At 46.2% G+C, this 20,865-nt stretch carries 22 protein-coding genes; 11 read left to right on the top strand and 11 right to left on the bottom strand.

The features are described 5' to 3' along the window. Position 1 precedes the first annotated feature (1 nt). The 7 genes from rpsS to rpmE all read right to left on the bottom strand — a co-directional run bounded on the left by rpsS (position 2) and on the right by rpmE (position 3,697). On the bottom strand, positions 2–280 hold the full coding sequence (gene rpsS / locus AK965_RS12865; protein WP_011078827.1) for a 30S ribosomal protein S19: 279 nt from the start codon (positions 278–280) through the stop codon (positions 2–4). A gap of 21 nt (positions 281–301) precedes the next feature. Beyond that, positions 302–1,126, bottom strand: a complete 825-nt coding sequence (gene rplB / locus AK965_RS12870) for a 50S ribosomal protein L2 (protein WP_099079986.1) — start codon at positions 1,124–1,126, stop codon at positions 302–304. A gap of 15 nt (positions 1,127–1,141) precedes the next feature. Next, the gene (gene rplW / locus AK965_RS12875) at positions 1,142–1,444 is read right to left on the bottom strand and encodes a 50S ribosomal protein L23 (RefSeq protein ID WP_004398471.1); all 303 of its coding nucleotides are present in this window, start codon (positions 1,442–1,444) and stop codon (positions 1,142–1,144) included. Further along, positions 1,441–2,043: a 50S ribosomal protein L4 gene (rplD, locus tag AK965_RS12880; RefSeq protein ID WP_099079987.1), complete on the bottom strand. Its 603-nt coding sequence runs from the start codon at positions 2,041–2,043 to the stop codon at positions 1,441–1,443. Before rplD ends, rplW begins: the two co-directional genes overlap by 4 nt. A gap of 17 nt (positions 2,044–2,060) precedes the next feature. Further along, positions 2,061–2,690, bottom strand: coding sequence for a 50S ribosomal protein L3 (rplC, locus tag AK965_RS12885; RefSeq protein WP_099079988.1), 630 nt, complete (start codon positions 2,688–2,690; stop codon positions 2,061–2,063). A 14-nt stretch (positions 2,691–2,704) separates the two neighbouring features. Further along, entirely contained in the window at positions 2,705–3,016 is a 312-nt protein-coding gene (rpsJ, locus tag AK965_RS12890) for a 30S ribosomal protein S10 (RefSeq protein WP_004410492.1), read from the bottom strand. 459 nt (positions 3,017–3,475) lie between these two features. Next, a complete protein-coding gene (gene rpmE / locus AK965_RS12895; protein ID WP_099079989.1) occupies positions 3,476–3,697 on the bottom strand; it encodes a 50S ribosomal protein L31 in 222 nt (73 codons plus the stop codon). Positions 3,698–3,983: 286 nt separating this feature from the next. Between rpmE and priA the strand changes: the two genes are divergently transcribed. The 7 genes from priA (at position 3,984) to rraA (ending at position 12,963) form a co-directional block, all read left to right on the top strand. After that, entirely contained in the window at positions 3,984–6,188 is a 2,205-nt protein-coding gene (priA, locus tag AK965_RS12900; RefSeq protein WP_099079990.1) for a primosomal protein N', read from the top strand. Between the two features lie 204 nt (positions 6,189–6,392). Beyond that, the gene (gene cytR / locus AK965_RS12905) at positions 6,393–7,400 is read left to right on the top strand and encodes a DNA-binding transcriptional regulator CytR (protein ID WP_099079991.1); all 1,008 of its coding nucleotides are present in this window, start codon (positions 6,393–6,395) and stop codon (positions 7,398–7,400) included. A 304-nt stretch (positions 7,401–7,704) separates the two neighbouring features. Next, positions 7,705–8,250: a cell division protein FtsN gene (gene ftsN / locus AK965_RS12910; RefSeq protein ID WP_099080010.1), complete on the top strand. Its 546-nt coding sequence runs from the start codon at positions 7,705–7,707 to the stop codon at positions 8,248–8,250. A gap of 823 nt (positions 8,251–9,073) precedes the next feature. Next, positions 9,074–9,625, top strand: a complete 552-nt coding sequence (gene hslV / locus AK965_RS12915) for an ATP-dependent protease subunit HslV (RefSeq protein ID WP_099079992.1) — start codon at positions 9,074–9,076, stop codon at positions 9,623–9,625. A 23-nt stretch (positions 9,626–9,648) separates the two neighbouring features. After that, positions 9,649–10,980 carry an HslU--HslV peptidase ATPase subunit gene (gene hslU / locus AK965_RS12920; RefSeq protein ID WP_099079993.1) on the top strand — a complete coding sequence of 444 codons (1,332 nt, stop codon included), beginning with the start codon at positions 9,649–9,651 and terminating at the stop codon, positions 10,978–10,980. A 483-nt stretch (positions 10,981–11,463) separates the two neighbouring features. Beyond that, positions 11,464–12,381, top strand: a complete 918-nt coding sequence (locus AK965_RS12925) for a 1,4-dihydroxy-2-naphthoate polyprenyltransferase (protein ID WP_099079994.1) — start codon at positions 11,464–11,466, stop codon at positions 12,379–12,381. A 75-nt stretch (positions 12,382–12,456) separates the two neighbouring features. Beyond that, complete coding sequence (rraA, locus tag AK965_RS12930) at positions 12,457–12,963, top strand: ribonuclease E activity regulator RraA (RefSeq protein ID WP_099079995.1); 507 nt, start codon at positions 12,457–12,459, stop codon at positions 12,961–12,963. Between the two features lie 957 nt (positions 12,964–13,920). On the opposite strand, the gene zapB is transcribed toward rraA, so the two are convergent. Next, a complete protein-coding gene (zapB, locus tag AK965_RS12935) occupies positions 13,921–14,163 on the bottom strand; it encodes a cell division protein ZapB (RefSeq protein ID WP_005435037.1) in 243 nt (80 codons plus the stop codon). 344 nt (positions 14,164–14,507) lie between these two features. Between zapB and glpX the strand changes: the two genes are divergently transcribed. From glpX to AK965_RS12950, 3 genes are all read left to right on the top strand, one after another. Beyond that, a complete protein-coding gene (gene glpX, locus AK965_RS12940; protein WP_099079996.1) occupies positions 14,508–15,515 on the top strand; it encodes a class II fructose-bisphosphatase in 1,008 nt (335 codons plus the stop codon). Positions 15,516–16,066: 551 nt separating this feature from the next. Further along, positions 16,067–16,681, top strand: coding sequence for a metalloregulator ArsR/SmtB family transcription factor (locus tag AK965_RS12945; RefSeq protein WP_099079997.1), 615 nt, complete (start codon positions 16,067–16,069; stop codon positions 16,679–16,681). A gap of 140 nt (positions 16,682–16,821) precedes the next feature. Continuing rightward, on the top strand, positions 16,822–17,166 hold the full coding sequence (locus tag AK965_RS12950) for a DUF3135 domain-containing protein (RefSeq protein WP_099079998.1): 345 nt from the start codon (positions 16,822–16,824) through the stop codon (positions 17,164–17,166). Here AK965_RS12950 and AK965_RS12955 read toward each other — a convergent pair. The 3 genes from AK965_RS12955 to AK965_RS12965 form a co-directional block, all read right to left on the bottom strand. Next, on the bottom strand, positions 17,160–17,450 hold the full coding sequence (locus AK965_RS12955; protein ID WP_099079999.1) for a GIY-YIG nuclease family protein: 291 nt from the start codon (positions 17,448–17,450) through the stop codon (positions 17,160–17,162). The two genes, AK965_RS12950 and AK965_RS12955, sit on opposite strands and share 7 nt — an antisense overlap. Positions 17,451–17,977: 527 nt before the next feature. After that, positions 17,978–18,400, bottom strand: a complete 423-nt coding sequence (locus tag AK965_RS12960; protein WP_099080000.1) for a DUF805 domain-containing protein — start codon at positions 18,398–18,400, stop codon at positions 17,978–17,980. A 429-nt stretch (positions 18,401–18,829) separates the two neighbouring features. Continuing rightward, the gene (locus tag AK965_RS12965; RefSeq protein WP_099080001.1) at positions 18,830–19,177 is read right to left on the bottom strand and encodes a 5-carboxymethyl-2-hydroxymuconate Delta-isomerase; all 348 of its coding nucleotides are present in this window, start codon (positions 19,175–19,177) and stop codon (positions 18,830–18,832) included. A gap of 270 nt (positions 19,178–19,447) precedes the next feature. Here AK965_RS12965 and tpiA point away from each other — a divergent pair, with 270 nt between their 5' ends. Beyond that, the gene (gene tpiA / locus AK965_RS12970; RefSeq protein ID WP_099080002.1) at positions 19,448–20,218 is read left to right on the top strand and encodes a triose-phosphate isomerase; all 771 of its coding nucleotides are present in this window, start codon (positions 19,448–19,450) and stop codon (positions 20,216–20,218) included. Positions 20,219–20,865: the final 647 nt, after the last annotated feature.

Consider the following 20,865-nt stretch of genomic DNA (forward strand, 5'->3'; position numbering starts at 1 on the left):
CTTAACGCTTCTTAGCTTTCTTATCCGCAGCGTGGCCGCGGTAAGTGCGAGTTGGTGCGAATTCACCCAGTTTGTGACCGATCATTTCTTCGGTAACGAAAACTGGAACGTGCTGACGACCATTATGGACAGCGATGGTCAAACCGATCATCGTAGGGATGATCATTGAACGACGGGACCAAGTCTTAAGTGGCTTTTTGTCTCCGCTTTCCACCGCTTTCTCTACCTTCTTCAGCAAGTGTAGGTCAATAAAAGGACCTTTCTTGAGAGAACGTGGCATGGCGATTCCTCTTTATATAGATTACTTGTTACGACGACGTACGATGTACTTGTCAGTGCGTTTGTTCTTACGAGTCTTGAAGCCTTTAGTAGGCATACCCCATGGTGATACTGGGTGACGACCGCCAGATGTGCGACCTTCACCACCACCGTGTGGGTGATCAACCGGGTTCATTACTACACCACGTACGGTTGGACGTACGCCGCGCCAGCGTGAAGCACCAGCTTTACCAAGTTCACGTAGCATGTGCTCAGAGTTACCAACTTCACCGATCGTTGCACGACCTTCAGAAAGAACTTTGCGCATCTCGCCAGAACGTAGACGGATAGTTACGTACGCACCGTCGCGAGCAACGATTTGAGCGTAAGCACCAGCCGAACGAGCTAGCTGACCACCTTTACCAGGCTTAAGTTCAACGTTGTGTACAGTTGAACCTACTGGGATGTTACGCATTGGTAGAGTGTTACCAGCTTTAATAGCTGCATCTACGCCTGACTGGATAACATCACCAGCTTTTAGACCTTTAGGTGCTAGGATGTAGCGACGCTCACCGTCTTTGTAAAGAACTAGAGCAATGTTTGCGCTACGGTTTGGATCGTATTCTAGACGCTCAACTGTCGCTGGGATACCGTCTTTAGTACGTTTGAAGTCAACTACACGGTAGTGGTGCTTGTGACCACCGCCGATGTGACGTACTGTGATACGACCGTTGTTGTTACGACCGCCATTCTTAGAGTTTTTCTCTAGAAGTGGTGCGTATGGCTTACCCTTGTGTAGGTCAGCGTTAACAACTTTAACAACGTGACGACGACCAGGGGAAGTCGGCTTACATTTAACAATAGCCATTCTTAACTACTCCTGTTATTCCGCGCCGCCAACAAAGTCAAGATCTTGACCTTCTTTCAAAGTAACGTACGCTTTCTTAACGTCGCTGCGGCGACCTTGGCGTAGACCTTGACGTTTGGTCTTACCCTTAGTGATAAGAGTATTTACAGACTTAACTTCAACTTCAAATAGCTTTTCTACAGCTGCTTTGATCTCTTTCTTAGTTGCATCTTTAGCTACTTTGAAAACGATAGTGTTCGCTTTCTCAGCTGCCATAGTTGCTTTTTCAGAGATGTGCGGAGCACGTAGAACTTTTAGGATACGCTCTTCAGTGATCATGCTAGCATCTCCTCAACTTGCTTAACTGCTTCAGCAGTCATTACAACTTTGTCGAACGCGATCAGTGAAACTGGGTCGATACCAGCAACATCACGAGCGTCAACTTTGTATAGGTTACGAGCTGCTAGGAATAGATTCTCATCTACTTCGCTAGTCACGATAAGCGCGTCAGTTAGCTCAAGCTCTTTTAGCTTAGCTACAAGCTCTTTAGTTTTTGGTGCTTCTACTGAGAAGTTATCAACAACGATTAGACGCTCTTGACGAACTAGCTCAGAAAGAATGCTCTTCATAGCACCACGGTACATTTTTTTGTTTACTTTTTGGCTGTGATCTTGTGGTTTCGCAGCAAAAGTAACACCACCTGTACGCCAGATTGGGCTACGAATTGTACCAGCACGTGCACGGCCAGTACCTTTTTGACGCCATGGCTTAGCGCCACCGCCAGAAACTTCTGAACGTGTTTTTTGAGCACGAGTACCTTGACGAGCACCTGCTGCGTACGCAACAACTACTTGGTGTACAAGAGCTTCGTTAAACTCACGTCCGAAAGTAGCTTCGGAAACAGTTAGTGCATCAGCACCTTTAACCATTAATTCCATTACTTACTCCTGAGACGTTATGCTTTAACAGCTGGTTTAACGATCACGTTGCCACCTGTTGAGCCCGGTACTGCACCTTTAATAAGAAGCAGATTGCGCTCAGCGTCAACACGTACGATCTCTAGGTTTTGAGTCGTTACACGCTCAGCACCCATGTGACCTGCCATTTTCTTGCCTTTAAATACGCGACCTGGAGTTTGACATTGGCCAATTGAACCCGGTGCACGGTGAGACAATGAGTTACCGTGAGTCATATCTTGAGTACGGAAGTTCCAACGCTTAACAGCGCCTTGGAAGCCCTTACCTTTAGATGTACCAGTAACGTCTACTTTCTTAGTTTCGTTGAATAGTTCAACAGTTAGTTCAGCACCAACTTCGAACTCTTCACCGTTTTCCAAACGGAATTCCCAAAGACCGCGACCAGCTTCAACACCTGCTTTAGCAAAGTGACCTGCTTCTGGTTTAGTAACACGGTTAGCTTTCTTAGAACCAGTAGTAACCTGGATTGCTGCGTAGCCATCTGTCTCAAGAGTTTTAACTTGAGAAACACGGTTAGCTTCAACCTCAACAACTGTTACTGGGATAGAAACGCCTTCTTCAGTAAATACGCGGGTCATGCCCACTTTACGACCGATTAGACCAATCATTCTTCTAATCTCCCTTAACCTAGGCTAATTTGAACGTCAACGCCCGCAGCAAGGTCTAGACGCATTAGAGCATCAACAGTTTTGTCTGTTGGCTCAACGATGTCGATTAGACGCTTGTGAGTACGAATTTCGTACTGGTCACGTGCTTTCTTGTTAACGTGTGGAGAGATAAGAACTGTGAAACGCTCTTTACGAGTAGGTAGTGGGATTGGACCACGAACCTGTGCGCCAGTGCGCTTAGCTGTTTCAACGATTTCCGCTGTAGAAGCGTCGATTAGTTTGTAATCGAAAGCTTTTAGGCGGATACGGATACGTTGGTTCTGCATGAGACAGAGCTCCAATATTAAAAATTACACAAACAATATCGCCACTCAAACTCGTCAAGACGAGAGAATGCCGATTGATTTATGTGAAACCGTAGCATCCAAGATTAGGACGCATTGTCAGTTAATTTTCGATTAACTATCCCTATATGTCAGAGTCACCTCTGGGAACAGTTTTTCCGAAGAAAAGATAGCTAATTGTATTAACCGCGAACATAAGCTGAGTCTACATTACCTTACAAATCACGAAGATTTGCTCGCTCCTCACTGCTCATTGGTTCACAACTGGCTTAACCAGTGCGAGGCATTATACAGATCACATTTTAGGATGCAATAGCCGAACGAAAAATAATCGAATAAATTTCATACAATCAGTTTGCATCAAAAGTGTCCGTTTACCTCATAAACAAAAAGGACGCCGAAGCGTCCTTTTCTAAACTGTAATCATAATAGCGTCTGCTATTATTTCTTACCGCTTGATAGTGCGCCGAAACGCTTGTTGAAGCGATCAACACGGCCGCCTGTATCAACGATACGTTGCTTACCAGTGTAGAATGGGTGGCACTTGTCACATACGTCTAGGTGAATAGATTCTTTCGCTAGAGTAGTGTTGAACTCAAAAGAGTTGCCGCAAGAACAAGTAGCAGTTACTGCTTTGTATTCTGGGTGGATACCAGCTTTCATGGGATAACCTCAATAGTAGGCCGTGTCGCTATACGAATCTATGCCGCACACCACACGTAATTAATAATAAAATGCGATACCGCATCGACGCATTGTCGAAGCCATATCTCAAGGCGCAGTATAGTAATGAATCGCCCCTCTCGGATCAATACATTTGGTGACTTTTTTGCTACTTTTTTCGCCAACCATCGCGCTGACCAGACTTTCTATTGCAATGGAGTGTCTTTACTCAGATTGCCAAGCGCGGTTTAATACCTTTCTCTCTCTTTTATATAGTTAGTAACCTATGCGCCCATCCATCGCCAGAGTGGCCCTACCCGTCCCGCTCGACAAACAGTTTGATTATATCATCCCTGGCCATCTGTTTCCGATCATTGGCGGTCGCGTCTCTGTGCCTTTCGGTCGCCAGACTTTAGTGGGTATAGTGACAGCAATGGTGAACCACTCTGACTTTACTAAAGAGCAACTCAAACCGATCAAAGCGGTATTAGACTCTCAACCCGTATGGTCAGAGAAGCTCTACTCCTTACTCAATTGGTGCAGTACTTTCTATCAATACCCACTTGGGGAGACACTACACAACGCCATGCCGGCCGCGCTAAGAAAAGGCAAGCCAGCTGACTTCGCCACACTACAAGAATGGCTAATTACCGAAGCGGGTAAGAATAAGCTCATGCAGGGGCTTGACCGTCGTGCGGTCAAGCAACAACGTGCATTGCAGGCGTTGAACAACGGTGCCGTTCCACATCAAGAGTTGCTTGATCAAGAGATAGCCTCGACGGTGCTTAAGTCTCTAGAAGAGAAAGGTTGGGTTGAACGTATAGAGAAGAAGCCGAGCATCGGTAAATGGGGGCAGCAAGTCGAGGCTGAGGTTGAAAAACCGAAACTTAACCATGAACAAGCACTCGCCATTGCCAGTGTAAATAGCCAAACCGGATTCGCCTGCTATTTGTTAGAAGGCGTCACAGGGTCAGGTAAAACTGAGGTCTATCTCAACCTAATAAAGCCAGTGCTCGAAAAGGGAAAACAAGCATTAATATTAGTGCCAGAGATTGGCTTAACACCGCAAACCATCAATCGCTTTAAGCATCGCTTCAATGTACCTGTTGATGTTATCCACTCTGGACTGAACGAAACCGAACGCTTAAACGCTTGGCTATCGGCACGAGACAAAGCCGCAGGCATTATTATTGGCACTCGCTCTGCCCTACTTGCTCCTTTTGCTGACCTCGGCATTATTATTGTCGATGAAGAGCACGATGCGTCCTACAAGCAGCAAGACAGTTTGCGCTATCACGCCCGTGACGTTGCGGTGATGCGCGCGCACAAAGAGCAAGTACCTATCGTACTAGGCACTGCTACCCCTGCACTCGAGACGCTTCATAATGCGCTTTCAGGTAAGTATCACCATTTAACACTGACACAACGTGCAGGTTCTGCGGTGCCAACAACCAATAAAGTGCTCGATGTTAAAGGGCTGTATTTAGAGAGTGGCCTATCCGCGCCCTTGATTGCAGAAATGCGTAAACATCTAAAAGCAGGCAATCAGGTGATGCTGTTCCTAAACCGAAGAGGTTTTTCTCCGGCATTGATGTGTCATGAGTGTGGCTGGATCGCCGAGTGTAAACGCTGTGATGCTTACTATACCTTCCATCAATATAGTAATGAGATTCGCTGTCACCACTGCGGCTCACAGCAACCCATAATCCATCAGTGTCAAGGGTGTGGTTCAACACAACTGGTCACCGTTGGCGTTGGTACTGAACAGTTAGAACAACAACTGGCGCAGCTATTCCCTGAATACAAAGCAATACGAATTGATAGAGACAGCACGCGCCGCAAAGGCAGCTTGGAAGATGCATTAACGTCCATTCGCAAAGGTGAGTATCAAATATTGATTGGCACTCAGATGCTTGCCAAAGGACACCACTTCCCGAACGTTACATTAGTCGCGTTGCTTGATATCGATGGTTCTCTATATAGCAGTGATTTTCGCGCGTCTGAGCGCTTGGCTCAGTTATTTATTCAAGTGGCCGGGCGTGCTGGGCGTGCAAGTAAGCCAGGTGAAGTCGTTTTGCAAACGCATCACCCCGAACACAGCTTACTCCAAGCCTTGTTACACAAAGACTACCGACACTTTGCGATGACAGCATTAGAAGAACGCAAATTGGCTCAGCTCCCTCCTTATAGCTACCTAACATTATTTAAGGCAGAAGCGAACCACAGTGAGTTGGTCGAAGATTTTCTGCGTCAGGTTCGCTTTACATTAGAGTCGCATCCCTTATTTGATGACGACTGTATGGTATTAGGGCCGACACCTTCGCCTTTAGCCAAGCGTGCGGGGAAATATCGTTGGCAACTATTGCTGCAAACTCAGCATCGTTCATTAATGCAAAAGTTATTAACCAGTACAAAACCTGCTATTGATTTGTTGCCGAATGCTAAGAAAGTACGCTGGAACTTAGACATTGAACCACAAGATCTCAGTTAGCAAACGTTTAACCATGTAATGAATTACCCCTTAACGTGAGTTGCATCACAATAGGAATGCGAGTTTTGTTAAACAGACCGTAACTTTCCCTCTAGAAATGAATAGACTATTCAAATAAGCAAAGTCTAACGTGAGTCAATCACATAGACTGATATTAAAACAACGACTAACGTCAACTTGGCGACAATTTGAGAGGGTATAACTATGGCGACAATGAAGGATGTTGCCCAGCTTGCAGGGGTATCTACGGCTACGGTATCACGAGCGCTGATGAATCCAGAAAAAGTGTCTTCTTCGACACGAAAAAGAGTAGAAGACGCCGTTCTTGAAGCGGGCTACTCTCCGAATTCTCTCGCACGCAATTTACGTAGAAACGAGTCAAAAACCATTGTCACCATTGTGCCAGACATCTGTGATCCTTACTTTGCAGAAATTATTCGCGGTATCGAAGACGCGGCAATGGAGCACGGCTACCTTGTATTGCTAGGAGATAGCGGCCAGCAGAAAAAGCGTGAAAGCTCATTTGTAAACTTGGTGTTCACCAAACAAGCGGATGGCATGCTGTTACTTGGAACGGATCTCCCTTTCGATGTCAGCAAGCCTGAGCAAAAAAACCTACCACCGATGGTAATGGCGTGTGAGTTTGCACCAGAGCTTGAACTGCCAACGGTTCACATCGATAACTTAACGGCCGCTTTCGAAGCAGTAAACTACCTAACCCAACTTGGGCATAAACGAATTGCGCAAGTTTCGGGCCCAGATACTGCGGCACTGTGTCAATTCCGCCAGCAAGGCTACCAACAAGCATTGCGTCGTGCGGGTATTAGCCAAGATCCGCTATACAGTGTCATTGCAGATTTTTCTTTTGAAGGTGGTGCACAAGCAGTACGTAAACTGCTCGAACTGCCAACACCTCCGACGGCTCTATTCTGTCACTGTGACACCATGGCGATAGGCGCGATCCAAGAAGCAAAACGGCTTGGCTTGCGCGTCCCACAAGATCTCTCTATTGTCGGCTTCGATGATATTCAATTCGCCCAATACTGCGATCCACCGCTAACCACCGTTTCTCAACCACGTTATGAGATTGGCCGTCAAGCCATGCTAATGATGTTAGAACTCTTGAGAGGGCATGATGTGCACTCCGGCTCTCGCCTACTCGATACTAAGCTCGTCGTTCGTGGTAGTGCTGCGCCTCCGCCATTGCGATAGAAAATTAAAGGACCTAGGTTGTTAGGGCCTAGGTCCTAAGTGGAGCGTGTGGGAAGTTAGTGCATTTGATTGCTTCTCGAGAAAATGACCGGAATACCGAATACGGAGCGCTTCGCTTACGGAATACAGAAAAGACCACGTTTGCGCATAATCCGTAATCCAAGATTTTAGGTCCTAGGATCCTAGGACCTGCGTTTTATCACGCCCCTTTCTTTTAAAACTAACAAGATTGCGCGAACAGGGTGTTTTCCATCCTCATTCTGGATTAACATATTTCGCAGAATTCTTGATGACCGAAGTAACCGTGGCAAATAAAGATTATGTAAGACGAGGGCGCGGCGCTCCGAAAAAGTCGACAAAAAAACAGCCCTCTAGAAAAAAACCTTGGCGTAGTGGTCTGCTGGCAATTTTGCTTGTCAGTGGGTTTGGTTACGGCTTGTACTTATTAAGTAATGATCCAGAGCCAGAACAGCCGGTTGTCAAACAACAGCCTGCGACTACAAGCAAGCCAAAACCGAAAAAAGAGTTGCCTGCACCTCCTGAAGAGAAGTGGGAATACGTAGAGTCATTGCCAAACCGTGAAATCGAAGTCGTCGCTAAAGAGATCGAAGTGTCGAAGATCCCTTACATCATGCAGTGCGGTGCCTATAAAACTCAAGCTCAGGCGGAAGAACGCAAACTGGCGATCGCTTTCCAAGGCATCTCTAGCCAAATTCGCCAGAAAGAAGGCAGTTCGTGGTACCGAATAGTACTAGGGCCATACAAGTTCAAGCGTGACGCCGAAAAGGACCGTCACAAATTGCAACGCGCCAAAATCGAACCATGTGCAATTTGGAAAGAGAATTTTTAGGTAAAAATAAGGGCCTAGATTATAGAGCCTAGGATCCTAGGTGGAGCACTCTGCTAGTTTGTGCATTTCATTACTTTTTGAGAACGTGATTGAAATACAGAATACAGGGCGCTTCACTTACAGAAACACGCTCACTGAACCCAACAGCGTCATTCTAGCGAGTCCAAACGAGACTAAGAATCTAACCTCAGCAAGCTCCCCAACCCAATAGAGCCATCTCACTACCGTACAATCGGATAGTAGATTCTGAATCACGTTCGTTCCTCACTGTTCAGAATGACGGTCACTTTAGCGCGCTCTCAACCGAGAAGATTCGTCATTCTAGCGAGTCCAAACGAGACTAAGAATCTAACTTCAGCAAGCTCCCCTACCAAATAGAGCCACCTCACTACCGCACAATCGGATAGTAGATTCTGAATCACGTTCGTTCCTCACGGTTCAGAATGACGGTCACTTTAGCGCGCTCTCAACCGAGAAGATTCGTCATTCTAGCGAGTCCAAACGAGACTAAGAATCTAACATCAGCAAGCTCCCCTACCAAATAGAGCCACCTCACTACCGCACAATCGGATAGTAGATTCTGAATCACACTCGTTCCTCATTGTTCAGAATGACCAGTATTTTCCTTGTAACTCAAAGTCAACGTTTGCGCGTAATCCGTAATCCCAAACATGAGGTCCTAAGCCCTAGGATCCTAGGACCTTTCTTTTAAACCTAGGACCTATCTTTTCCCTAAGCCCTTTCTTTTAGCCCCCTTGAATCCCAAACTCACCTCCCCCATATACTTAATTAAATCCAAAGAGACATAATTAAGAGGTCGACTGTGACTACCATTGTATCTGTACGTCGAAATAATAAAGTCGTCATCGCGGGTGATGGCCAAGTATCTCTGGGCAATACCGTAATGAAAGGTAATGCGCGAAAAGTTCGCCGCCTATACAACAACCAAGTGCTAGCTGGCTTTGCTGGCGGTACAGCGGATGCCTTTACCCTTTTCGAGCGCTTTGAAAGCAAGCTGCAAATGCACCAAGGCCACCTGACCAAAGCTGCCGTAGAACTCGCTAAAGATTGGCGCAGTGATCGCGCACTTCGTAAGTTGGAAGCACTTCTTGCTGTCGCGGATGAAACTGCTTCTCTCATCATTACTGGTAACGGTGACGTAGTTCAGCCTGAAAATGACCTGATTGCCATCGGTTCTGGTGGTGCATACGCGCAAGCAGCTGCCACCGCCCTGCTAGAAAATACCGATCTAGATGCTCGTGAGATTGCAGAGAAAGCACTCAACATCGCCGGTGACATTTGTGTGTTCACCAACCACAACCATACTGTAGAAGAGCTAGAATCAACTGCAGAGCTTCCTCAGCCAACCGCGTAATCGTAACGAAGTAAGGAAAGAATATGTCTGAAATGACTCCTCGCGAAATCGTTCATGAACTGAACCGCCACATCATTGGGCAAGACAAAGCAAAACGTTCGGTTGCGATTGCCCTTCGTAATCGCTGGCGACGCATGCAGCTTGAAGAAAGCTTGCGCGTAGAAGTGACCCCGAAAAACATTCTGATGATTGGTCCAACTGGTGTGGGTAAAACCGAGATTGCTCGTCGCCTAGCGAAACTAGCAAACGCACCATTCATCAAAGTAGAAGCAACGAAATTCACGGAAGTGGGTTACGTAGGTAAAGAAGTCGAAACCATCATTCGCGACCTAACCGATGTTGCAGTGAAGATGACCCACCAGCAAGCGATGGAAAAAGTAAAATTCCGCGCTGAAGAACAAGCTGAAGAGCGCATTCTTGATGCTCTATTACCACCAGCGCGTGATGCTTGGGGTCAAACAGAGCAAAAAGAAGACACATCAAATACGCGTCAAATCTTCCGTAAAAAACTGCGTGAAGGCCAGTTAGACGACAAAGAGATCGAGATCGATATTGCCGCACCACAAATGGGGGTAGAGATCATGGCGCCTCCTGGTATGGAAGAGATGACCAACCAGCTGCAAGGTATGTTCCAAAACCTAGCCGGCGATACGAAGAAAAAGCGCAAACTGAAAATCAAAGACGCAATGAAAGCGCTAGCGGAAGAAGAAGCGGCTAAACTGGTGAACCAAGAAGAGCTAAAAGAATCTGCGATTTTCAACGTAGAGAACAACGGTATCGTGTTCATCGACGAGATCGACAAGATCTGTAAGCGTGGTGAAAGCTCAGGACCTGACGTTTCTCGTGAAGGCGTTCAGCGAGACCTACTGCCACTTATTGAAGGTAGCACAGTATCAACTAAGCACGGAATGGTAAAAACCGACCACATCTTATTTGTCGCATCCGGCGCATTCCAAGTCGCAAGACCTTCCGATCTGATCCCTGAGTTGCAAGGTCGTCTACCAATCCGCGTTGAGCTAGAAGCATTAACCAGCAACGACTTTAAGCGCATTCTAACTGAGCCTAAAGCGTCTCTGACAGAACAATACGCAGCGCTGATGAAGACAGAAAACGTTGATGTTGAGTTCACTGAAGATGGCATCATTCAAATCGCGGAAGCAGCATGGACCGTAAACGAAACCACCGAAAACATCGGTGCTCGTCGTCTTCATACGGTGATGGAGCGTCTGATGGATGAAATATCTTACGACGCAACAGAAAAAGCAGGCGAGAAATTCGTAATTGATGCTGCTTACGTGAAAGAGCGTCTGGGTGACGCCATTGAAAATGAAGACCTAAGCCGCTTCATTCTTTAATCATTAGCTCACTGCGCGATTCAAAGTCCAGAATGTCATGTTCTGGGCTTTTTAATCCAGAATGACGGTTACTTAAACGCGCTCTCAACCGAGAGGGTTCGTCATTCTAGCGAGCTCCAGCGAGACTAAGGTTCCAATACCAGCAAACTCCAATTGTTGCTCACTCACCTTAATCCACTGCACCGCCGGACGGTAGATTCTGAATCACACTCGTTCCTCGTTGTTCAGAATGACGGTTACTTTAGCGAGCTCTAGACCAAAAGAGTTCGTCATCCTAGCGAGCTCCAGCGAGACTAAGGATCTAATAACTGCGTGCACCGTCCCCTTCTCTTTCTGAAAAGAGCGCTATTTTATTACCTCAAATATGGAAACTGTGTTCCCTCTCCGTCGCCCTTTGACTCTTAATTGAGTTGTTTCAGGTCAATAGCGTATCAGCGACTTTGTGCTTATACTGGGCACATTGGTTACTAGCACGAAATATCCATGAAACAATCATTGCAGATCTGGCTTGACGCCGCTCGCCCTAAAACATTACCACTGGCATTGGTATCGATTCTAACTGGTAGTGCACTCGCCTACTCTACTGGCCATTTTTCATTGACGATTGCCATCATGGCGTTTGTTACTGCTACGCTATTACAGATCCTATCTAACCTCGCTAACGACTACGGCGATGCCGTGAAGGGCACAGATAACGACAACCGCTTAGGCCCACAACGTGCCATGCAGTCTGGGGCTGTCAGTGCATCACAAATGAAAAAAGCGATCATCTGCAACATCATACTGACTGCAATAGCGGGGCTTACTTTGGTGTTCTACGCGCTGAGTTCAGTGGAAAGCATCCTTACTTTTATTGGCCTCGGTATTCTCGCGATCATTGCAGCCATCGCCTACACCATGGGCAGCAAACCTTATGGCTATGTTGGCTTAGGCGATCTTTCCGTATTTATCTTCTTTGGTTTACTTGGTGTATCTGGCACTTATTTTCTGCATACTGGCCATATTGAGAGTGCGCTTTTCCTGCCGGCGTTGGGGTGTGGCTTGCTCGCCGTTGCCGTCCTCAACATTAACAATATGCGAGATATTGAGAACGATACCGAGTGTGGTAAACGCACAATGGCAGTGCGTTTAGGTCAACGAAGAGCCAAACAGTATCACTTCCTACTACTGGGTGGGGCATTGATCGCGTTTACCGCTTACCTCCTCATTCAAGATAAACCTATGTGGGCTAGCTTACCGTTTTTGCTCGGCATCTATGTCGTCGCTCAACACGGCAAAGCCGTTTGGGATACCGAACACCCTGCTCAAATAGCCCCGATGATGCCAGTCGTTGTTAAGTGCTCATTAGTCACGAATGTTTTATTTGCAACAGTTGTGGTAACTCAAACTCTGATGAGTTAAAAAAGGATTGTCATTGCATTGACTTGATGCCCAGATATACTCAAAGACAATGGTTTCTGTTTATAAAGGTACGCTATGGAATACAACACTTCAGCACTCTGTGATATCTACCTTGATCAGGTAGATGTGGTTGAACCGATGTTCAGTAATTTTGGCGGTCGCGCTTCGTTTGCCGGACAAATCACGACAATTAAGTGTTTTGAAGACAACACCTTGATCCGCGAAATGTTAGAACAAGATGGTGTTGGCCGAGTACTATTGATTGATGGTGGTGGTTCCCTACGCAAGGCCCTTATCGATGCAGAAATCGCTACGCTTGCCGAAGAAAATGAATGGGAAGGCATTGTGGTTTATGGCTGCGTTCGTGAAGTCGATGAGCTAGAAGACATGAACCTTGGTATTCAAGCGTTAGCTTCTATGCCTGTTGGTGCCACAAGCCAAGGTATTGGCGAGGTTGACGTTCCGGTGAACTTTGGCGGCGTGAGCTTCTTGCCTGAAGATTACCTCTATGCAGACAATACCGGCATTATCCTTTCTCCAGAGCCTCTCAACGTTGATCTTGAGTTGGATGAGGAAGAATAACGAACCTAAAGTTCCTAGATGATAGGGCCTAGCTAGGGGCCTAGTTCCTAGGTGGAGCGTTCTGTGAGTTTGTGCATTTCATTACCTTTTGAGAAAGTGACTGGAATACTGAATACGGAGCGCTTCGCTTACGGAAACACATTCACTGAACCTAACGGCGTCATTCCGGACGCTCAAGCGAGCATCCGGAATCTATTATTAGCGTACTATTTAGTGTCAGTATATTACCTTAGTGATATCAAACTCGGTCTGTAGATCCTGAATCACGTTCGTTCCTCACTGTTCAGAATGACGGTCACTTTAGCGCACTCTCAACCGAGAAGATTCGTCATTCTAGCGAGCTCAAGCGAGACTAAGAATCTAACCTCAGCAAGCTCCCCAACCAAATAGAGTCATCTCACTACCGCACAATCGGATTGTAGATCCTGAATCACACTCGTTCCTCACGGTTCAGAATGACGGTCACTTTAGCGCGCTCTCAACCGAGAGGGTTCGTCATTCTAGCGAGCTCAAGCGAGACTAAGAATCTAACCTCAGCAAGCTCCCCAACCAAATAGAGTCATCTCACTACCGCACAATCGGATTGTAGATCCTGAATCACACTCGTTCCTCACGGTTCAGAATGACGGTCACTTTAGCGCGCTCTCAACCGAGAGGGTTCGTCATTCTAGCGAGCTCAAGCGAGACTAAGAATCTAACCTCAGCAAGCTCCCCAACCAAATAGATCCATTTCACTACCGCACAATCGGATGGTTGATTTTGAATCACGTTCGCTTCTCACGGTTCAGAATGACAATATTTTTTAAACGGCATAACAACGTTTGTGCATTATCCGTAATCCAAGATTCAGTTCCTAGGATCCTAAAAACCTAGAACCTACTTTTTACCTAGAACCTTTCCCCCAAATACGCAAACACCCGCCGAAGCGGGTGTTTTTAATTCTGGATGATGAGAGGATTATTCCACTTCGTCCATCTTGCCAAGTAGTGCACGAATGCGCTCTTGCCACTGTGCGTGCTCTTGTTGAGCTTGCTGAGATTTCTGCTCAAGCTCTTCGCGTTGAGAACGCATTTCGTTAGCTTCAGCTTCTAGTTTCACTTTATCTTCTTTCAGCTCTTCGACTTCCATCTGAAGAAGAGTGATTGTGTCAACTGCAGTTTGAATTTTCGCTTCTAGTTGTTCTAGTACTTCAAAAGACATCTTGGCCTACCTATGTTATTCCGTGGGACGATACACGACGACTCGTCGGCACCTTACCGATAAGATTCATTCTACTCAGCGTAGCGACGATAAACACTTACTATATTCGATCTTTTGTACCATTCGGTCAAAAAATCGGCGCAATCTCACTAAACTCTGACTTTTCTGAACTTAGAAGCATTTTTGTACAGTGCATTTCACGCCAACTCGACGAAAACTCACCCAAACCTTGATCAAATTCAACTGAGTTAAAGTAAATACTCAGCAAAAAAGCAAACGTTTCCCCATTGCTGTGATAAAATCCCCGAGCAAATTTCTCTTCCCTCTTGTTACTTGGAGACATCATGAAACGCGATTTAGCAATGGCATTTTCCCGTGTTACTGAAGGCGCCGCTTTGGCTGGTTACAAATGGCTTGGCCGTGGCGACAAAAACGCAGCAGACGGTGCAGCAGTTGAAGTTATGCGTACCCTACTGAACAAAACAGACATCAGCGGTGAAATCGTTATTGGTGAAGGCGAAATCGATGATGCACCTATGCTCTACATCGGCGAGCAAGTGGGCTGTGGTGGCGACGAAGTGGATATCGCTGTAGATCCAATCGAAGGCACACGCATGACGGCGATGGGTCAATCGAACGCACTTGCTGTACTCGCGGCAGGTGAGAAAGGCAGCTTCTTAAAAGCGCCAGATATGTACATGGAAAAGTTGGTCGTTGGCCCTGGTGCGAAAGGCGTTATCGACCTAGGTAAACCACTTAAAGAAAACCTAGAAAATATCGCCAAAGCACTAAACAAGTCGCTAGACACGCTCGTCGTTATCACGCTAGCGAAGCCTCGTCACGATGAAGTGATTGCAGAGATGCAAGCAATGGGTGTGCGTGTATTCGCCGTGCCAGATGGTGATGTCGCTGCTTCTATCTTAACGTGTATGCCAGACAGTGAAGTGGACGTGATGTACTGTATTGGTGGCGCACCTGAGGGCGTGGTATCGGCCGCTGTCATTCGTGCACTAGACGGTGACATGCATGGCCGCCTACTGCCTCGCCACGAAGTGAAAGGTGACACCGAAGAGAACCGCATTTACGGTGCAGCAGAGCTAAAGCGTTGTGAAGAAATGGGCGTGCAAGCAAATGTGATTCTTAAGATGGAAGACATGGCGCGCAGCGATAACGTGGTATTCTCCGCAACCGGTATCACGAAAGGCGACCTGCTAGAAGGCATTTCTCGTCAAGGCAACATTGCAACGACAGAAACCCTGCTGATCAGAGGTCGCTGCCGTACCATTCGTCGCATTAAGTCTACACACTACCTAGACCGAAAAGACCCAGAAGTGCGCGATATTATTCTTTAAGTTTAGAGGGCTTTCTCGGCCCTAGGTGGAGCGTTCTGTGAGTTTGTGCATTTCATTACCTTTTGAGAAAGTGACTGGAATACAGAATACGGAGCGCTTCGCTTACTGAAAAGCACATCATCACCAATTGTGTCATTCCAGCGAGCCTTAGCGAGACTAGGAATCTATTATCAGCGTACTGATGAATTTCGATTTATCACCTTAGTGGTATCACTCTCTTTCAGTAGATTCTGAATCACGTTCGTTCCTCACGGTTCAGAATGACGGTCACTTTAACGCGCTCTCAACCGAGAGGATTCTTCATTCTAGCGAGCTCAAGCGAGACTAAGAATCTAACCTCAGCAAGCACCTAGCCTTCACACCCCACCTCAAGCCACAGAATCAACAGACAATAGATTCTGAATCACGCTCGTTCCTCGCTGTTCAGAATGACGACATACGTTAGCTCACATGAATATGGAGCCAACAAATCCATACCCAAAATTAAGTCAACTCTTTTCTTTACTAACCCTATCGCGCATAATATGTACTGATGTATAGATGGTGGGTATATGAAAACCGTAGATAGGATTTTGCAAATCGTTAAGCGTGATGGCTCTGTCACTGCGAAACAACTCTCTTCTGAGCTAGAAATGACAACCATGGGCGCACGCCAGCACCTACAAGGCTTAGAAGATGACGGCATCCTGTCGATTCATGATGTAAAAGTAAAAGTCGGTCGCCCAACCCGCCACTGGTCTTTAACACAAAAAGGTCACGAACAATTCACCGATCGTCATGGCGAACTCACTATTCAATTTATTGAAGCCGTTGAGCACACCTTCGGAAAAGAAGGCCTGAATAAAGTCACCTCTGAACGAGAAAAGCTAACCCTGCAACACTACCAACAACACCTAACGCCATGCGATTCGCTAGAGAGCAAACTAAAAATGCTTGTCTCTCTTCGCGAAAAAGAAGGCTATATGGCAGAACTCGAACAAGATGAACAAGGCTTCATTCTGATTGAAAACCACTGTCCCATCTGCAAAGCGGCAACACGCTGCCCAAGTTTGTGCCTATCTGAACTCAATGTGTTCCAAGCTCTTCTTGGTATCGAAACCAAAGTAGAACGCACCGAGCACATCATTAGTGGCCAACGTCGCTGCGTATATCGCATTCAAGCGTAACAGTTCAACATACCTCTCAACAACAGGCACATGAGCGCTTGTTGTTGAGATAATTTGGCAATTTCTCCACTCCTTTTCTTCCTGTGGTATACGCTTTTAATAGCGAAGCACAACGACCCAGATGGATTTGGAGAACAGCGATGCCACGTACACCCAAGCCACAAACGCTACCATCATTCGATGAGATGGTAAAAATGGCCGAACGAGATCCCGAAGCTTTTGAGCAGTTTCGTCACAATATGGCGAAAGAGATGATTGAAAACGCATCGGAAGAGATGCAACCACGCCTATGGGCACAGCAAAGCCACATAGACCGCGTTATTCACAACTGCAAGAACCCACATCACACCAATGTCGTGTTAATGAACGAGCTACAAAAGCAGGTCGTGAAGTTTAGAGAGGCGTTGCAGGGGGAAAACGTAGAAATACAAAAAGAAAATGTTGTGCTGTTTAAATCTACAGATAACCGGGATGGCTTCTACTGATAACAATGAGACACATCAACCAAGTCAGGATTCGATTTTCGAATTAGATCTAGCTTCCAAGCTCGCCTCCATTGTTTGAGCTGTTTTTCTCTTGCGATAGCATTTTCCATATCATCGAAGGGTTCAACGTACACTAATTTGTGCACGTTGTATTTTTTTGTAAAACCCGCAACTACGCCATTTTTGTGCTGCCATAATCTTTGGGGTAACCGGCTAGTTACCCCAACATAAATCACCGCATTGTTGTTTGACGCTAAGATATAAACACAAGGTCTCTTTTCCATAACAAACCTTCTTTTAGATTATTGCTTCATTATAAAACTGCTGCACTCGGGTAGTAGATTCTGAATCACGTTCGTCCCTCACTGTTCAGAATGACGGCTATTTTAGCTCTCCCTTCAATATCAGGGTGCGTCATTCTAGCGAGCCCCAGCGAGACTAAGAATCTAACTTCAGCAAGCACCTCGCCTTCACACCTAACCTCAAGCCACAGAATCAACCGACAATAGATTCTGAATCACGTTCGTTCCTCACTGTTCAGAATGACGGCTATTTAGCTCCCCCTTCAATATCAGGGTGCGTCATTCTAGCGAGCCCCAGCGAGACTAAGAATCTAACTTCAGCAAGCACCTAGTCTTCACACCTCACCTCAAGCCACAGAATCAACGGACAATAGATTCTGAATCACGTTCGTTCCTCACTGTTCAGAATGACGGCTATTTTAGCTCTCCCTTCAATATCAGGGTGCGTCATTCTAGCGAGCCCCAGCGAGACTAAGAATCTACTTTCAGCGAATCGATAGTTCTAGAACTTATTCCGGCTCTGGCCCGTATTTATTCTGACCAGCCGTTCCTTTCAAAAATCCACATTCCACCAGGATCCATAAACCACAGATCAACGAAAGAGAAGCAATAAACACTTGTGCCATTGATGGCTCTTGAGCAGCCGGATTCGTCATCGGCGTTGCAATACGGCCAATGACCAGAGGAATATTCAACGCTAACCAATAGATCGACTTGTTACGGTCATGCCAACGCTTGGTCGTAATCGCTAAATCTGGAATAAGTAAGGCAAGCAAAAAAACAGGCAGAATGATGTAAGAAAATGCAGGAAGCAACTTGTTGATGCCCACGCCAAAACCGAGAATCGAAATGTAGTAAACAATGTTCCACATCCAATACGTTTTACGGCCTATCCGCCCCTGAAAAGAAAACAGTAACTCTTTAATCAACATCAACTTTCATCCAAAAACTAGAAAGACTATAGAGTAGCGAAGAGCAGAATAAAGGGCAAAGAAAAGGTTATAGAGCCTAGGCTCCTAGATCCTAGGAAGAACGTGCTAGACGTTTGTGCATTTCATCGGTTCTTGAGAAAGTGGTTGGAATACCGAATACGGAGCGCTTCGCTTACGGAATACAGAAAAGCACGCGTCAAGCTATCTCGTCATTCCAGCGAGACTAAGAATCTAACTTCAGCAAGCACCTAGTCTTCACACCTCAAGCCACAGAATCAACGGACAATAGATTCTGAATCACGTTCGTTCCTCACTGTTCAGAATGACAGTATTTGTCTTCTAACCGGAAACAACGTTTGCGCGTAATCCGTAATCCAAGATTTAGAACCCAGGATCCTAGGATCTATCTTTTAACCCTAGGACCTTTTATCAATTCACCACTTTTTGAAAGCTCTCAATATCCATATCACGCACGTTCACTGTCAAACTACGCACGTGGCTGGCTTGCGCTTGCAATACTGACATCAATGCCCGAGACAACTCTCTTTTTTGCTCCGGGGTTCTCCCTGCCAACAAATCAAAGCCAATATGAATAAAGTCTGCGCTGTTGCCCTCTTCACCAACTAACCAGTCGTGGCACTCAAAAGCACGAGATTTGACTGAGGCCAACTCAAACAAGCCGCTATCCAATGCGACTTTATGCAAATCTTCTAGCAAACCTTGTACATTCACTCGCTCATCGACAGAACTTGAATACTCTAAAACTAAGTTAGGCATGTTGATTCCTTTCTAGATATTACCCACATCAAGTGATAGTAATACCAATCTAGGCGGCAATTTCCGAGAAATGAACTATCATTCTGTCTACACGATCACCAATCGATTGCGATTGATGACATTAACAGCACCATTGCACCTCCAACCAGCGATATAAAGCCGTAGAAGACATGACGCCAATCATGATCTATTCACATTATTCTGTTATATTCTTACGTAGATTTTTTACATTAATAGACTTTTTACATTAAAGATAAGGGAGATATTCCTATGCGTCGTCCTGTAGTGATGGGTAACTGGAAACTAAACGGTAGCAAAGCAATGGTAACTGAGCTACTAACTGGTCTTAACGCTGAGCTTGAAGGCGTAGAAGGTGTTGACGTAGCAGTAGCGCCACCAGCACTTTACATCGACCTAGCAGAGCGTCTAATCGCAGAAGGCGGTAACAAGATCATCCTAGGTGCGCAAAACACTGACCTAAACAACAGCGGTGCGTTCACTGGCGACATGTCTCCTGCAATGCTGAAAGATTTCGGTGCTTCTCACATCATCATCGGCCACTCTGAGCGTCGTGAATACCACAACGAATCAGACGAGTTCATCGCGAAGAAATTCAACTTCCTAAAAGAAAACGGCCTAACGCCTGTTTTCTGTATCGGCGAATCTGAAGCGCAAAACGAAGCGGGCGAAACAGAAGCAGTATGTGCACGTCAAATCAACGCAGTGATCGACACTTACGGTGTTGAAGCACTAAACGGCGCAATCATCGCTTACGAACCAATCTGGGCTATCGGTACTGGTAAAGCAGCAACCGCTGAAGATGCACAACGCATCCACGCTTCTATCCGCGCACTGATCGCAGCGAAAGACGCAGCGGTAGCTGAGCAAGTAATCATCCAATACGGCGGCTCTGTTAAGCCAGAAAACGCTGAAGCTTACTTCTCTCAACCAGACATCGACGGTGCACTTGTTGGTGGCGCAGCACTAGATGCAAAAGGCTTCGCAGCAATCGCTCGTGCAGCGGCAGCAGCTAAAGCTTAATTTATCTCGCAATAGACGATAAATAATCGAAAGGCCGATGTGAAAACATCGGCCTTTTTGGTTTTTAAAGAAAGTGAGAGGTTCTAGGTCCTAGGTGGAGCACGTGAGACGTTTGTGCATTTCAATGAGTTTTGAGAAAGTGACTGGAATACCGAATACGCAGCGCTTCGCTTACGGAATACAGGAAAGCACACATCAAGCTATCTCGTCATTCCAGCGAGCCTTAGCGAGACTAGGAATCTAACTTCAGCAAGCACCTAGCCTTCACACCTAACCTCAAGCCACAGAATCAACGGACAATAGATTCTGAATCACGTTCGTTCCTCACTGTTCAGAATGACGATTATTTTAGCTCCCCTTAAATATGAGGATGCGTCATTCTAGCGAGCCTTAGCGAGACTAAGAATCTAACCTCAGCAAGCTCCTCAACTAAATAGAGTCATCTCACTACCGCACAATCGGATTGTAGATTCTGAATCACGTTCGTTCCTCACTGTTCAGAATGACGGTTATTTTAGCTCCCCTTAAATATGAGGGTTGTAGTGGTCAACAAACTCCGGACACAGATTTAAGCCGATTTTCGGCATTTACTGGTGACAGCCCATCATTTGCTTGATGAGGCCGTTGTCGGTTGTAGTAGTCCATCA

The organism is Vibrio sp. PID17_43 (assembly GCF_002608565.1).
In the GTDB taxonomy this organism is placed as follows: Bacteria; Pseudomonadota; Gammaproteobacteria; order Enterobacterales; family Vibrionaceae; genus Vibrio.